The sequence below is a fragment of the Oceanobacillus sp. FSL H7-0719 genome (genome assembly GCF_045040795.1).
Taxonomy (GTDB): Bacteria; Bacillota; Bacilli; order Bacillales; family Amphibacillaceae; genus Oceanobacillus.
Genome location: NZ_CP150301.1, coordinates 650,236 through 663,411, shown reverse-complemented (window position 1 = coordinate 663,411; position 13,176 = coordinate 650,236). Strand labels below are relative to the sequence as shown.

Here is a 13,176-nt window from a genome sequence, read left to right as displayed (position 1 = left end):
AGATTGTAAACACAACTTAACAATCCATCTATACTATAAGACGTCTATAAAGGGGTAAAGGTTTCATTTTTATGCATTAATTTTATATATTATTAATGCTAAGTTTATATTCTACTAGATATTTAGAAAAAAATCTAGAATGAAATTCCTTCCACATTCTGCTTTACAAGAAAAGCAGCTCCAATGATTCCTGCATCATTACCAAGCTGAGCAAGTTTAATTTCACATCCATCAATTACTCTCGGCAATGCATTTGCTTCAAAGGCAGCAATAATTTTATCTAGAAACGGCTGACCTGCTTTCGAAACTCCCCCGCCAATTAGAATTTTTTCAGGGTTTAAAATTACACCTAAATCAGCAAAAGTTTTTCCCAATACTTCAGCAGTGTAATCGACAATTTCCATTGCCAATGGGTCACCATTAGCCGCCAAGAGAAATATATCCTGTGCGGTTATTTTTTGTTTTTCTTGATGAAATGCTGCAATGGAGGAGTCAGGGTATTCCTCAATTTTTCTTTCCGCTTGTTTAACGATTCCTGTTGCAGAAGCAATTGTTTCCAGACAACCACGGTTTCCGCAATTACATCGTATACCGTCTTCTTCAATCAATATATGCCCAAGCTCGCCAGCCATGCCATTTGATCCATTTAAAATCTTGCCGTTGGTGATAATTCCCCCACCAACACCTGTTCCAAGTGTTACAGCAATTACATGTCTGACTTCATTTCCAGCACCTTGCCAGTTTTCACCTAAAACAGCGGTATTTGCGTCGTTTTCAATGTGAACAGGCAGTCCAGACAGACTCTCGAGTTCTTCCTTAAACTTTAGATTTTTCCAGCCAATATTCACAGCTTCATAGACAATCCCGTCTTCTGTATGAATAAATCCGGGAATCCCTGCACCAATACCAATAATATGCTCTTTTTCAATTTTATTTTTTTCTAATACATTTGAAAGAGAAGCCCAAATATCCGAAATAATAGTTACACCATTGTCTTCCGTGTTTGTGTCTATGCTCCATTTTTCCAATAGTTTTCCATCTGCAGATATTAAACCAAATTTAATTGCCGTCCCGCCAATATCCACGCCCGCAATATAACTAGCCATTCAAAGTCCCTCTTCCTTTTTAAGTTCTAATCGATTTTTTTCTTGAAGCAAAATCACTTTTCCAGTTGTATATTCTTTGTTTGTAATAAATTGCATATTGTATAAATCATTTAGTTCGCCATCCATTAAAATGAGATCACCAATTCGATCTCCAGAATAAATAAATGTGCCAAAACGTTTTAACAGCATACGAACGTCATAAACTGTGTGCATAATATCACCACTTTTTATTATATCAAATATACGATGATAAGGAAATTTTGGATAGTTATCTTTGGGTATATTGCACGTTGTGTCTTTGATTAGAAAAGACTCGAACCTTTTTGTCCGAGTCCAGTAAGTAAGTGATTAAAAATTTAGTCTATAACCATTATACCCTATATTTAAGAATTAGGAATAATTATTTTTTACCTGGTTCTTTTATTATTATTCCAATGGCTTTTCTCCTGTGATTTTTTCATATTGTTCTGCAAAGCCTTCTCCTTCTGGATTCATTTCATAAGCCTTCTCTATAGCCGCTGCTGCAGCGTCTTCCCGTCCATCCATTTGATACAATAGCGCCAAGTTATAATATGCTTCTGGGAGCGGATTGGAGTAAGAAGTACTCTTCTCTAAATCTACAAGGGCTTTATCATATTCACCAAGTTCAATATATGCATAGGAACGCTGGAACAATATTACACTTTCCAAGTCACCCTCTAAGTTCAACGCTTCCGAGGCTATTTCAATTGCTTCTGGATATTCTTCTGCATCTATATATTCCTGCAGCTTTAATAATTGAAAGGATTGACTGCCAGTATTTGCATGGACACCATAATAAGCAGTGCCGAAGAATAATATAATTGTTGCTAGGCAGGCCAGCAATTGTATTTTTAAATTTTTATTCTTAGGCAGATTAACAATAGCAGCCGCAAAAAATCCGACAACTAGTCCTCCGAAATGAGCAGCCATATCAATTTCCTCAATTGATAATCCTATAACAAAGTTGATAGCAATAATTAATAAAATACTCGATCCCATTGTCTGGAAAAAAAGCCGCTTATGAACGGTCCCGAAATAAAGTAATGCACCAAATAAACCAAATATTGCACCCGAAGCACCAGCACTAATACTTGTACTAAAAGCAAAGCTGGCAATGGAGCCACCAATACCCGCTATTACATATATAAATAAGAAACGCAAACTGCCATAGATTTTTTCGACGGCAATTCCCAAATAAAAAATTGCAAGCATGTTCATAGCCAGATGGAGGATGCCTATATGGAGAAACATAGAGCTGAACAAGCGCCACCATTCTCCATTTTCCATTATCGCTGTATTATATTTAGCTCCATAATTTATAAGTGTTTCAATGGATGTGCTTCCACCATTCATTTCTAAAAGTATGAAAAGAAGAATATTAATTGCAATTAAAATATAAGAAAATATTGGTTTCCCAAATCTGAAAATAGTAGTATACTCCTGTTGCTTATTATTGAGCGCATATGCAAAATTTTGCTTTGCTGAAGAAATCACATCTTCTTTGACTTCATTCGATTGTTCTAAATCATAATTAATAGGTGCAGCTAAGAGATCATTTTGGAATCTTTCTATTTCATCCGGATAATCATTCTCATCCAAGTAATAAACATGCATTTTTATAGGTTTTTTTCCTTGTGAGAGGATTGGTCTCTTTAAAGCTTCCCATGTGTCTACTGGTGGATGTGTTGTAAAGTATAAATTATATACTTCGATGTTTTTCCCAAATAAACGTTTTGCACTCATTATCCGCTGGTAAAGAAATGAAATATCTCTTTTAAGATGGTTTTTCCAATCAAACCCTTTATGTATCATTCGTACAATTTTAGATGAACGATTTTCATATTTCTCAAGCCATACTTCATTTGTTTTATGATTTATATACACAAGCTTAAACTGATGATTCTTCACGAGATCTGCCGCAAATGTATATAATAGATATTGTTCATTTATAATCATGTATTCACCGTCCTTTCATTTATCATAGCAAAGTGCTTCCATAAATCATATGAATACAGTTCATATAATTTGTATTAACAGCAAATATATTTTTAATATGCAAAACAAATAAATAAAACTCTTATCCGAGGATAAGAGCTCCATTTTTTTCTTTATTTAGTTTCACGATGTAAAGTGTGTTTTTTAAGACGTGGACAATATTTTTTAAGCTCGATACGCTCAGGATTTGTACGTTTGTTTTTTGTAGTAATATAGTTGCGATCTCCTGTTTCTGTACAAGCTAAAGTAATGTTAACGCGCATGGTCTTCCCTCCAAACTATAAAAACTATCTTTCAAATTTCATAACATTTGTTTTAAGACTTTATTTATAATACCAGAGTTTATTAAAAGTATCAAGAATTGAAAGGAATTTATTTAAGGTTTTCACAAACAGCATTCTGTGATATAACTATAATGTAGTTAAAGGGAGGGAAACGAATGCTTATCACAATCATTACTATTCTAGCAATTGGTGTTATACTTTTTGTACTATCCTACTTCATGAATGATAGACTCGAAGAAGTGGAAAACCAATTAGAGCAATTTTCAATAACCACAATGCAGGACTCGTATCAAATGAAGAAAAAGATAAAAATCCTGGAGGAAGAATTGCTTCCGGAAAATACTAGCCACTCCACAGTCTCAAACGACAAAGACTGATTGGACAGAGAATACATTCAAAAAAGGAGTAAAGTATGAAATATACAGTACGATCATTTTCTATCGGCTTGCTAACTACGGCTTTAATCATGCTCGCTGTTTATTATTTCCTGGGTGATGCAGCAAAAAATCAAGCAAATTTAGAAACAGATGAAATGATCTCCCACATAGAACAAGAAGGCTACCGGGTACTTACGGAAAAAGAATACATCAGCTATTCAGTAGCAAACGCCAATCAAAATGAAACAGAAAGTGAAGAGCAAACTTCAAAAGAAGAAGCTCCAGAGGAAGAAACTGCTTCCGCTAAAGATACCGATAAGAAAGCAGATAAGAAAAAAGAAAAAGAAAAGAAGAACACTGAGGAAAAAGAAAAAGCTGAAAAAACTGAAAAAGAAAAAGACAAAAAAGAGAAAGCTGATAACAAGCCTAAATCAGTGACTATTAATATTGCATCTGGCATGGCTTCTTCGCAAATCAGTTCACTACTTCAAGAGAATAAGCTAATTGACAATGCTAAAGAATTTACTGCTTATCTAGAGGATAATGACTATTCCTTACGTGTGCAACTCGGTAAACACACACTAAAACAAGGCATGTCATTTTACGAAATAGCCGAAGCACTAACAAACTAAAAAATGAAAACCAGCATCTCATCTTACGTATGATGAGATGCTGGTTTTTTGTAATAAAAATCAAAGGTTATAAAGTCATTAAAAATATGCCTTAATAATACCTGTCTTACTGTTAATTTAAATTAAAGTTTTTACCTTTAACTAAGTATAAAATACTTTCCCCAATGTTTGTAATATGATCAGCAAAACGTTCTAAATATCGAGCACAGAAAGCAACCTGCATAATATATTGAATACGGTCCGGATTTGTAGCTGTTTCCCCCAATAATTCGCTGACAATATGTTTATAAAGTTTATCTACTTTATCATCTGTCTCCGCTAAGTTTCCAGCAATTGTGATATCTTCATATTTAAACGCATGCATTGAAGATTTTAGCATATCAAGTGTAATTTCTTGCATTTGTTTTAAACCTTCTGGAATAGTAGATAAGTTTTTATCAAGATGTATTGCAGCCTTTGCAATATTTTTTGCATTATCACCCATTCTTTCAATATCCGTAACTACACGCAACGCAATAATAATTTGTCTTAAATCTGTAGCAACCGGCTGTTGCTTTGCAATTAATAATACTGATTTTTCATTTATGTCGGCTTCTAATTCATCAATGTACTTGTCTTCTTCAAGTACTTGTTTTGCAAGAGCCACATCTTGAGTAAATAACGAATGAACTGACCTTGATAATGCCTCCCCTGCCATATTTGCCATTTTAATGACTTCTTCTTTCAATTGTTCTAATTCACTTTGAAATTGTTCTCGTGTCGGTGCCATAGAATCTCCTCCAATTATATAAAAGCTGCACTAACAATAATAGAATAGATATTTTCCTTCATTATACCCTATAATTGTTAAAGTAATGTTAAACGATTGTTATTAATATATTTATAAAAAGAAGAGACAGCATTACTCATCTGCTGTCTCTTCTTTATCTTCTTCTGACTCATCCTGTATAGCAAAGTACGCGTCTAGAATTCTCTCACTAATTCTGTTTGCGACATTTCCATCTTCTTTAGCGTTAATGCCTATATAAGGTACGATTACCGCAAAAGCAATCTCTGGATTATCCATTGGAGCATAGCCAACCATGGAACGATTAATTGTTTCGTACAGCTTTTCTTCGGCATTATCCCAATAGAAACTTTGAGCTGTTCCAGTTTTTCCAGCTGGGTTATAATCTTTACCTCCGAAGTAACTATACGCAGTACCACGCTGTTCCTGAAACGCCTGTCTAAATCCTTCCTGAACGCGAGCAATGTTTGAACTGCTCATTTCAATACGATTCATGTATTCTGTACTTGAACTTTTATACAGTGGTCCTATTTCTGTCAAAGAAGCAATCGGTTCCCTGATTTCTTTCACGAAATGCGGTTTTACACGATATCCATCGTTGGCAATGGTAGATACATACTGTGCAAGCTGCATTACAGTATATGTGTCATACTGGCCTATCGCATAGTCCATTAGCAACCCTGGTTTAGCTTCAGCTTTACCTTCGACTCCCAGCGATTCATATGGATAGTCAATACCTGTGTGAGCCCCTAAACCAAATTGACGGAAATAATTTCTAATCTCTTGCCAAGCTGCTGTATTGATAGATGCAGGACTATTATTTGGAAACGGATTGCGGGTTTCCCCACCCATTCTTAAGGCAATATAAAACATATAAACGTTCGATGATTCTTTTAAAGCTTTAATGTCATTCGCATACCCGATGGTTTTCGATAAAGATTGTTTCCAAGGAGTACCTTTTATTTTGATTGGCTTATCAAGAAATGACTGTCCTGGACTAATTACGCCAGATTGCAAACCAGCCAATACTGTTGCACCTTTAATCGATGAACCAGGCATATATGCATCATAAAGTGTCTTATGCGCACTATCCATAAATGAGTTATCCTTTTTGTCATAACTTTGTCCGGAAACAGACAAAACTTCGCCAGTCTTCGGATTCATTGCTACAGCCAGTGCATCGGTTAAAAAGCGATTATTATATGGATCTGTCTTAATTGCATGTTCTAATTCTTCTCGTATTATTTTATCAACTTCCTGCTGAAATTCCATATCAATTGTAAGAATAAGGTCTTTTCCTTTTTCACCTTTTACAATTGTTTCGGAATCAATTACAACTCCAGATTTTGTTGTTGTATACTCTATCTGTTCTTTCCTGCCTCGCAGCACCTCTTCATATTGCTTTTCCAAACCACTTAAACCTACGCGATCATTTCTGCTGTAACCTCTTGTCATGAAATAATCAACACTGTCTGCTGGTATGCCAGTTTTGTGTGTTGTAATATTCCCTAATAGAACGCGGAATGTCGAGTCATACGGATACTCTCTCTCCCAATCTGTTGTAGCATTTATTCCTGGGAGTTCAGCAAGGTTTTCGGAAACAAGAGCATATTCCTCTGCAGTAACATTTTCATTCTTTACAATTTGTGGTGTCAACGAATATGCTTTATCTAATTCTTTCTTAATTCTTATAACTTCAAGCTCTTGTTTGCTAAAATTACTTTCACTAATTTCTTCATCCGTTATTTTCTCTAGAATTAGTTTATATTCCTCTGCATTAGTTAGATCTTTTGTTTCTTCTTTGGATAAACGATCAGCAAAAGTTTCTTCTTTTTCTTCCTCTGACTTCCCTTCGTTTTTACGGAGGTCAATTAAATATAAATACTCACGCTTATCTAGATCACTAACTTTTTTCAATTCATTCTCACTATCCATTGAAATAAACGCTGATAATTTTTCAGCAACCTCTAGCCTTTCCTCAGCCTGGACACCTTTAGCTGGTGTATAGGTAATCGAGTAAATTGGTTTATTATCCACTATCAGATTCCGGTTCGAATCATAAATCTTGCCTCGAGGCACCGGAACTTTCGTTGTGTCTTGGATGGTACGATCTATTTCAACTTGAAAAGCTTCACCATTTAAAATTTGAACTATACCTAATTGAAAAATTAATAATGAAAATAATAAAAACACAATAAAAAATATTATATTTGTCCGAAAGGGAAGCTGCGCTTTTTTCTTCTTTTTCTCGTCCATTTATTCTCCCCGCTTTTTCGATTTTTATCAATGACTCATTTATTTTACCATACTTCAAGCAATTTTTCGTCTAAAAAGGAAAGTTTAATTAATGAATGCATAAAAAAACACGCGAAGGAAATACTTCGCGTGTTTTTGCAGGGTAAAGCCCTATTTTGCTTCGTTATAGTTCTTTGTAACTTCATCCCAGTCTACTACATCCCAGAATGCAGCAATGTAATCAGGACGCTTGTTTTGATATTTTAAATAATAAGCATGTTCCCATACATCAAGACCTACTAATGGCTGCTTACCTTCCATTAATGGAGAATCTTGGTTTGGTGTGCTTGTAATTTCAAGCTCGCCATTATTTAATACGAGCCATGCCCAGCCAGATCCAAAACGGCCAGTAGCTGCAGCAGCAAACTCTTCTTTGAATTTATCAAAGCTTCCAAACTTCTCATTAATTTTATCAGCTAGTTCACCAGTTGGTTCACCGCCGCCGTTTGGTGATAAAACTTTCCAGAAAAGGCTGTGGTTTGCATGCCCGCCACCGTTGTTGCGTACAGCAGTACGAATATTTTCTGGTACTGCATCTAAATTACTGATAAGCTCTTCTACAGACTTCGCTTCGAGATCTGCATGACCTTCAACAGCATCATTCAATTTTGTAACATACGTATTATGATGTTTCGTATGATGAATATTCATTGTCTCTTTGTCAAATGATTTTTCTAATGCATCATATGCATATGGTAACTCTGGTAATTCAAATTTTGCCATAAATAATCTTCCTCCCTGAATATAATTGTTATAATTACCTTAATTCTTAGATTATCAAAGCTTTTATGCTGTTGCAAATTTAACGCTTCATACTTTGAACAATTATTAAATGAACTTTCTATCTTAAATATAAAACATAATCCTAAAAACAAAAAAACAAGCATTTCGCTTGTCAATTATAAAATGGTGGCTCGGGACGGAATCGAACCGCCGACACACGGATTTTCAGTCCGTTGCTCTACCGACTGAGCTACCGAGCCATATTATAAATTAAGGTCTTTAAAAACTTCTCGCTTCAATATTTTGTTTCGAAGCGTATTCAAGGATGTTTGTTGCTCGTCGTGTTGCAAGTTTATCCACTCTGCACTCCTCGCATAGCTGCGAAGAAGTTTTTCAATGTAGCAGACGCTATGCTCTACCGACTGAGCTGACGAGCCTTGGTATAAAGTATATTATTATGTATGGAGGAGGTAGAGGGATTCGAACCCCCGCGCGGTTTGACCCGCCTGTCGGTTTTCAAGACCGATCCCTTCAGCCGGACTTGGGTATACCTCCCCAAGAGATAATTAATGGTGGACCCTGCAGGACTCGAACCTGCGACCGATCGGTTATGAGCCGATAGCTCTAACCAACTGAGCTAAGGGTCCTTCTAAGTATAATATGGGGCGACCGGTGGGGATCGAACCCACGAAGTGCCGGAGCCACAATCCGGTGCGTTAACCGCTTCGCCACGACCGCCATATTTTTTAATGTTTATACAATATATCAGCTGTCACAACGACTTGGAACTAGCAGGCCTTCTGAATGGTTTTCCAGCCTGCGTTCTACATTAGTCGTTCTCACAATGCTATTTATAGCGGCGGAGGGGATCGAACCCACGACCTCACGGGTATGAACCGTACGCTCTCGCCAGCTGAGCTACGCCGCCATGGCTCCACAGGTAGGATTCGAACCTACGACCGATCGGTTAACAGCCGATTGCTCTACCACTGAGCTACTGTGGAATATGTAAAAAATAATTAACAACAAGATATAATTTATCATGTTAGAACAAATCTGTCAACAACTATTTTGCATTTTGGCAAAAGTTTTTATCTCTGTCGAAATTTGTCATCGATAGTAATAATATCATGCTTGCCAAAAAAATCAAGTGAAAAGTAAAAAAAAGTAAATTCACGTTTCTTTTCAATGAAATTTCATTATACTATATTTTTATAAATAATGCATATAAAAAAAGAGAGGAAAAAGTTTCCTCCCTTTTTTAGTCTTCTAATATCTTCTCAGCAATGTTTACGGCATGATCTCCAATGCGCTCTAAATTGCTTAAAATATCAACGAATACAATGCCTGCTGTTGCAGAGCAGAGACCTTCGTTAACACGTATAATATGTTTCTTGCGGTAATTTCTTTCCATTTGGTCAATTTGCTCTTCTTTTTTCGTTACTTCTAATGCAGCTTCTTTATCTCGATCATTTAGAGACTCTACAGCTTGTTTCACTGCTAATAAGGTTAAATCAATCATATTATTTAAATCTTCCATTGCTTGTTCTGTAAGATTTACCTTATTTGAAATCTTATATTCGCCAAGTTCGATAATATTCTCAAAATGGTCTCCTATCCTTTCGATATCACGCACACTATCTAATAAGAAACTGTGTTTCGCTCTTTCCAGCTTCGTCATGGAATCTGCAGAAATATCGACAAGATACTCAGTAACTTTATGATCAAGATTATTAAGCGCTCCTTCTATTTGTAAAGCTGTTTCCGAGTGCTTTGGATTCGAACTCGATATAAATTTAGATGTTTCTTCTAAACCTCGGTATGCGAATTCACCCATATGCACAATTTCTGCTTTTGCTTGTTCTAAAGCCAAAGAAGATGACTTTTTAATTACAAGCGGATCTAAATGTTTTGGTCGATATTCAATCACACTGTCTTCACCAGGTATTAATTTAGTAACCAGCCAAGCTAATGCGCCAATGAATGGGAATTGAATTGCTGTATTCAGTAAGTTATACGAACCATGCGCAAATGCAATTGTCATTTGTGGATTTAAGTTTAATTGCGCTTCAAAAAATACGATTAACGATGTAAATAATCCTAAAAACACTAAAAAGAAAATCGCCCCAATTAAGTTAAATACAACGTGCGTCAATGCGGCTCTTTTGGCTGTGATGGATGCACCAAGTGAGGCAATAATTGCTGTTATTGTTGTTCCAATATTATCTCCGAGCAACACCGGAAGAGCAGCATATATATCAATTGCTTCTTGCGAATAGAGACCTTGCAATATACCGATTGTAGCACTAGAGCTTTGAACAATCATTGTAAATACCGTACCAATTACAACACCCAAAATTGGGGTTTCGCTCATGCTTAATGTTAAGTTATGAAATGCTTCTAAATCCCGCAATGGAGACATCCCGCTGCTCATTAGATCCAGACCGAAAAATAGCGCTCCAAAGCCAAATAATGCTTGTCCTATAGCTGTAAGTTTTTGATTATTGAAGAAGAAAATCATAAAACTTCCTATTGCTAAAATTGGAAGCGCGTATTCTCCGATATCAATACCGATAATAAATGCTGTTACTGTCGTACCAATATTCGCTCCCATGATAACGCCGATCGCTTGTCTCAGTGTCATAAAACCTGCACTTACTAAACCAACTGTAAGCACGGTGGTTCCAGAACTACTCTGAATCAATACGGTTACAATAATACCTGTAAGAACTCCTAAAAATGGGTTGCTCGTATACTTATCTAAAAGCTCACGTAATCTGTCACCAGCTGAACGCTGAAGCCCTTCTCCCATAAATTTTATTCCAAGCAGGAAAATACCAATACCGCCCAAAAATTCAAATATGAGCGACTGAATGTCTATATCCAATTACATTCATCCTTTCATCCAAAATACATACCTTCTTATTATTAAATTACTGTGAAGGATTTGTAAAGAGTTATTATATAAATTTACATAAACTTAATAAAAGGATATTTTAACTCGAATTATGTATTATTTTGCCGCACTGTCAATACTTTTATTTATAAAAAATAAAAATAGCCCTTAGTAATCAAAACCTAAGTGCTATTTATGTCTTTTTTATAAAGTTTCTTCAACTAAAATCTTTGTGCCATCTACTTTAACAACCCTGACTTTACTATCTTTTTTAATCCACTTCCCATCAGAGATTGCACTATAATCTTTGCCATTTATTTTAATTGTTCCGACTGGACGCAGATCATTTAACGTGACGCCTACCTCATTTACGAGCGTCTCATACTCCATATTCATTGAATTATAACCAGCTTCTTTGCTCAATTGGTCTTTTAATGCAATTTTCGTCCACATTTCTCTTCTTTTGAAAACCTTTAAGAAAAAGAATGAACAGCCTACCCCAAGTAAAACCCCAATTATCGCGTAAACTGCTGCAGCTACGCTGGGAGCAGCAATACCAACTGCTGTAAGCATGCTAACTAGTCCAATCGTTGCCAGTGTTCCGTCATTGACTATTTTACCGTCAATAACAATCAGTACTAAACCAACGAAATAAATAATAATCATAAGAATAACAGACTCTGTACCTACATATGCACCAAAGTAAACGGTGATAAAACCAATACCTAATAAAGCAAATAATCCACGCATATTAACGAGTACTTCACCGATTAAAAAAAGCGTTCCTAAGAAAGTAATGACAAAGCCAATCCATTCATAATCAAAAATTGCCATTCATATTCCCCCTCTCCTACTATCTTTACGAATGAGCAAGGCAAATTGTTTCAAAAAAGGAGTAAAATATCTCAATGAAAAAATTATGCCTTATTTTATTGATGTTATTCTTGCTTTTAAGTATGATACACGATTTATCAAAACCAGGTGCAGACAGAGAAACAGTCCCTCAAAATGCAATTCAAGTTAAAATCACTCCTGGCGATACAGTACTATCAGTCACAGAAGAGATTAATTCATTAGAGGATTTAGATATCGAACAAATTATTCACGATTTTCAAAAGTTAAATCCCGGAATTGATTACCGTATACTTTCCCCCTATACATTCTATTACTTTCCATTATACTATGACAGTAATTAAAAGCATAAAAATAGAGGCTGAAGTTCCAGCCTCTGCATTCACTAAAAAGGAAGCATAATTAATCGGATTAAGATTGAAATCACACCAACTGTAATTGCAATATTTCCCAACGTATTCGCACCCTTGCTTCGAGAAACAAAACCTAATACAATTCCAGCCAGTCCTAATACTACAGGCCACATGAAAAACGAAATTACGGACAAAGCCAAACCTATCCAGCCATACATGCTTATTACTTCAGGACTATCTTTCTCCTTATAGTCATCCGCTGTAAATTCGGCTGCATATTCTTCGTCCCGTGAATAATTATCTCTTCTGCTTTGTTTATTATATTCTAACTGTGGTTCTACATTTGACTTATTGTCAGAGCGATTCATATGGTAACCTCCCTTTTAATTTGGTGCAACTATAGTTTATGGAATGATTGTTTATCTATGATGTTATTTCTTGCCAGCCACAAACAGCTTATTTCACTGTTTTTTACTAACAATTTGCTGATTATCATGCATTCTAAGCAAAGATATACATTTCGCTGCATAGGCTATATAGGAGAAACTAAAGAAGGAGGTAAAAAATGTCTGTCATTTTAAAAGAAATAATAAAGAATAAAATGAAACAACTGAGAAAAGAGGAATTATTATACTATAGCAATCAATACGGAATAACATTGACTGAAACGGAAGCAAAACATATCCTTAAATATATTCATGAAAATGACTTTGATATTTTTTCTTTACAGGAAATCGATAAGCTTCATAAGAAAATTGCTGAAATTACAAACCATGCTACAGCAAATAAAGCTAAAAATTTATTCCTGCAAATAATAACAGCCTATGGTTTAGAAAATTATTTTCAGTAAAAAAC

General features: G+C 35.4%; 14 protein-coding genes and 6 tRNA genes. 4 read left to right on the top strand and 16 right to left on the bottom strand.

The features are described 5' to 3' along the window. Nucleotides 1-134: 134 nt before the first annotated feature. The 4 genes from NST93_RS03385 to rpmG form a co-directional block, all read right to left on the bottom strand. Nucleotides 135-1,106: an ROK family glucokinase gene (locus NST93_RS03385; protein ID WP_405101188.1), complete on the bottom strand. Its 972-nt coding sequence runs from the start codon at nucleotides 1,104-1,106 to the stop codon at nucleotides 135-137. Then, entirely contained in the window at nucleotides 1,107-1,319 is a 213-nt protein-coding gene (locus NST93_RS03380) for a YqgQ family protein (RefSeq protein ID WP_405101186.1), read from the bottom strand. It lies immediately after the preceding gene. Between the two features lie 213 nt (nucleotides 1,320-1,532). Then, nucleotides 1,533-3,083, bottom strand: a complete 1,551-nt coding sequence (locus NST93_RS03375) for a rhomboid family intramembrane serine protease (RefSeq protein ID WP_405101184.1) — start codon at nucleotides 3,081-3,083, stop codon at nucleotides 1,533-1,535. A 152-nt stretch (nucleotides 3,084-3,235) separates the two neighbouring features. After that, nucleotides 3,236-3,385, bottom strand: a complete 150-nt coding sequence (rpmG, locus tag NST93_RS03370; RefSeq protein ID WP_019377954.1) for a 50S ribosomal protein L33 — start codon at nucleotides 3,383-3,385, stop codon at nucleotides 3,236-3,238. 176 nt (nucleotides 3,386-3,561) lie between these two features. On the opposite strand from rpmG, the gene NST93_RS03365 reads away from it, so the two are divergent. Both NST93_RS03365 and NST93_RS03360 read left to right on the top strand, forming a co-directional pair. Then, entirely contained in the window at nucleotides 3,562-3,783 is a 222-nt protein-coding gene (locus NST93_RS03365; RefSeq protein ID WP_405101182.1) for a hypothetical protein, read from the top strand. Nucleotides 3,784-3,818: 35 nt separating this feature from the next. After that, nucleotides 3,819-4,415, top strand: a complete 597-nt coding sequence (locus NST93_RS03360) for a hypothetical protein (protein WP_405101180.1) — start codon at nucleotides 3,819-3,821, stop codon at nucleotides 4,413-4,415. A 112-nt stretch (nucleotides 4,416-4,527) separates the two neighbouring features. On the opposite strand, the gene phoU is transcribed toward NST93_RS03360, so the two are convergent. From phoU to NST93_RS03305, 11 genes are all read right to left on the bottom strand, one after another. After that, nucleotides 4,528-5,184, bottom strand: a complete 657-nt coding sequence (phoU, locus tag NST93_RS03355; protein WP_405101178.1) for a phosphate signaling complex protein PhoU — start codon at nucleotides 5,182-5,184, stop codon at nucleotides 4,528-4,530. 132 nt (nucleotides 5,185-5,316) lie between these two features. Beyond that, entirely contained in the window at nucleotides 5,317-7,458 is a 2,142-nt protein-coding gene (locus NST93_RS03350) for a peptidoglycan D,D-transpeptidase FtsI family protein (protein ID WP_405101176.1), read from the bottom strand. Between the two features lie 150 nt (nucleotides 7,459-7,608). Then, nucleotides 7,609-8,220, bottom strand: coding sequence for a superoxide dismutase (locus NST93_RS03345; RefSeq protein ID WP_405101174.1), 612 nt, complete (start codon nucleotides 8,218-8,220; stop codon nucleotides 7,609-7,611). Nucleotides 8,221-8,404: 184 nt separating this feature from the next. Next, a tRNA-Phe gene (locus NST93_RS03340) sits at nucleotides 8,405-8,480 on the bottom strand. A 202-nt stretch (nucleotides 8,481-8,682) separates the two neighbouring features. Continuing rightward, nucleotides 8,683-8,775 (bottom strand) — tRNA-Ser (locus NST93_RS03335). Nucleotides 8,776-8,790: 15 nt separating this feature from the next. Further along, nucleotides 8,791-8,867 (bottom strand) — tRNA-Ile (locus NST93_RS03330). Nucleotides 8,868-8,881: 14 nt separating this feature from the next. Beyond that, nucleotides 8,882-8,958: transfer RNA gene (locus NST93_RS03325), tRNA-His, on the bottom strand. Between the two features lie 116 nt (nucleotides 8,959-9,074). Next, nucleotides 9,075-9,148: transfer RNA gene (locus tag NST93_RS03320), tRNA-Met, on the bottom strand. A 1-nt stretch (nucleotide 9,149) separates the two neighbouring features. Next, nucleotides 9,150-9,224, bottom strand: a tRNA-Asn gene (locus NST93_RS03315). A gap of 257 nt (nucleotides 9,225-9,481) precedes the next feature. Beyond that, nucleotides 9,482-11,107 (bottom strand): Na/Pi cotransporter family protein, encoded by a 1,626-nt coding sequence (locus NST93_RS03310; protein ID WP_405101172.1) that lies wholly within the window; start codon nucleotides 11,105-11,107, stop codon nucleotides 9,482-9,484. Between the two features lie 213 nt (nucleotides 11,108-11,320). Continuing rightward, nucleotides 11,321-11,950 carry an NfeD family protein gene (locus tag NST93_RS03305; RefSeq protein WP_405101170.1) on the bottom strand — a complete coding sequence of 210 codons (630 nt, stop codon included), beginning with the start codon at nucleotides 11,948-11,950 and terminating at the stop codon, nucleotides 11,321-11,323. 74 nt (nucleotides 11,951-12,024) lie between these two features. Between NST93_RS03305 and NST93_RS03300 the strand changes: the two genes are divergently transcribed. Next, entirely contained in the window at nucleotides 12,025-12,312 is a 288-nt protein-coding gene (locus NST93_RS03300; protein ID WP_405101168.1) for a hypothetical protein, read from the top strand. A gap of 41 nt (nucleotides 12,313-12,353) precedes the next feature. Here the strand turns inward: NST93_RS03300 and NST93_RS03295 are convergent, their stop codons facing one another. Next, nucleotides 12,354-12,689 carry a hypothetical protein gene (locus NST93_RS03295; protein WP_405101166.1) on the bottom strand — a complete coding sequence of 112 codons (336 nt, stop codon included), beginning with the start codon at nucleotides 12,687-12,689 and terminating at the stop codon, nucleotides 12,354-12,356. 197 nt (nucleotides 12,690-12,886) lie between these two features. On the opposite strand from NST93_RS03295, the gene NST93_RS03290 reads away from it, so the two are divergent. After that, nucleotides 12,887-13,171, top strand: a complete 285-nt coding sequence (locus NST93_RS03290; RefSeq protein ID WP_405101164.1) for a DUF2624 family protein — start codon at nucleotides 12,887-12,889, stop codon at nucleotides 13,169-13,171. Nucleotides 13,172-13,176: the final 5 nt, after the last annotated feature.

Bases quoted from the DNA above. Each gene is read 5' to 3' on its own strand.
- NST93_RS03385 (WP_405101188.1), bottom strand. From the start codon at position 1,106: ATGGCTAGTTATATTGCGGGCGTGGATATTGGCGGGACGGCAATTAAA.
- NST93_RS03380 (WP_405101186.1), bottom strand. From the start codon at position 1,319: ATGCACACAGTTTATGACGTTCGTATGCTGTTAAAACGTTTTGGCACA.
- NST93_RS03375 (WP_405101184.1), bottom strand. From the start codon at position 3,083: ATGATTATAAATGAACAATATCTATTATATACATTTGCGGCAGATCTC.
- rpmG (WP_019377954.1), bottom strand. From the start codon at position 3,385: ATGCGCGTTAACATTACTTTAGCTTGTACAGAAACAGGAGATCGCAAC.
- NST93_RS03365 (WP_405101182.1), top strand. From the start codon at position 3,562: ATGCTTATCACAATCATTACTATTCTAGCAATTGGTGTTATACTTTTT.
- NST93_RS03360 (WP_405101180.1), top strand. From the start codon at position 3,819: ATGAAATATACAGTACGATCATTTTCTATCGGCTTGCTAACTACGGCT.
- phoU (WP_405101178.1), bottom strand. From the start codon at position 5,184: ATGGCACCGACACGAGAACAATTTCAAAGTGAATTAGAACAATTGAAA.
- NST93_RS03350 (WP_405101176.1), bottom strand. From the start codon at position 7,458: ATGGACGAGAAAAAGAAGAAAAAAGCGCAGCTTCCCTTTCGGACAAAT.
- NST93_RS03345 (WP_405101174.1), bottom strand. From the start codon at position 8,220: ATGGCAAAATTTGAATTACCAGAGTTACCATATGCATATGATGCATTA.
- NST93_RS03305 (WP_405101170.1), bottom strand. From the start codon at position 11,950: ATGGCAATTTTTGATTATGAATGGATTGGCTTTGTCATTACTTTCTTA.
- NST93_RS03300 (WP_405101168.1), top strand. From the start codon at position 12,025: ATGAAAAAATTATGCCTTATTTTATTGATGTTATTCTTGCTTTTAAGT.
- NST93_RS03295 (WP_405101166.1), bottom strand. From the start codon at position 12,689: ATGAATCGCTCTGACAATAAGTCAAATGTAGAACCACAGTTAGAATAT.
- NST93_RS03290 (WP_405101164.1), top strand. From the start codon at position 12,887: ATGTCTGTCATTTTAAAAGAAATAATAAAGAATAAAATGAAACAACTG.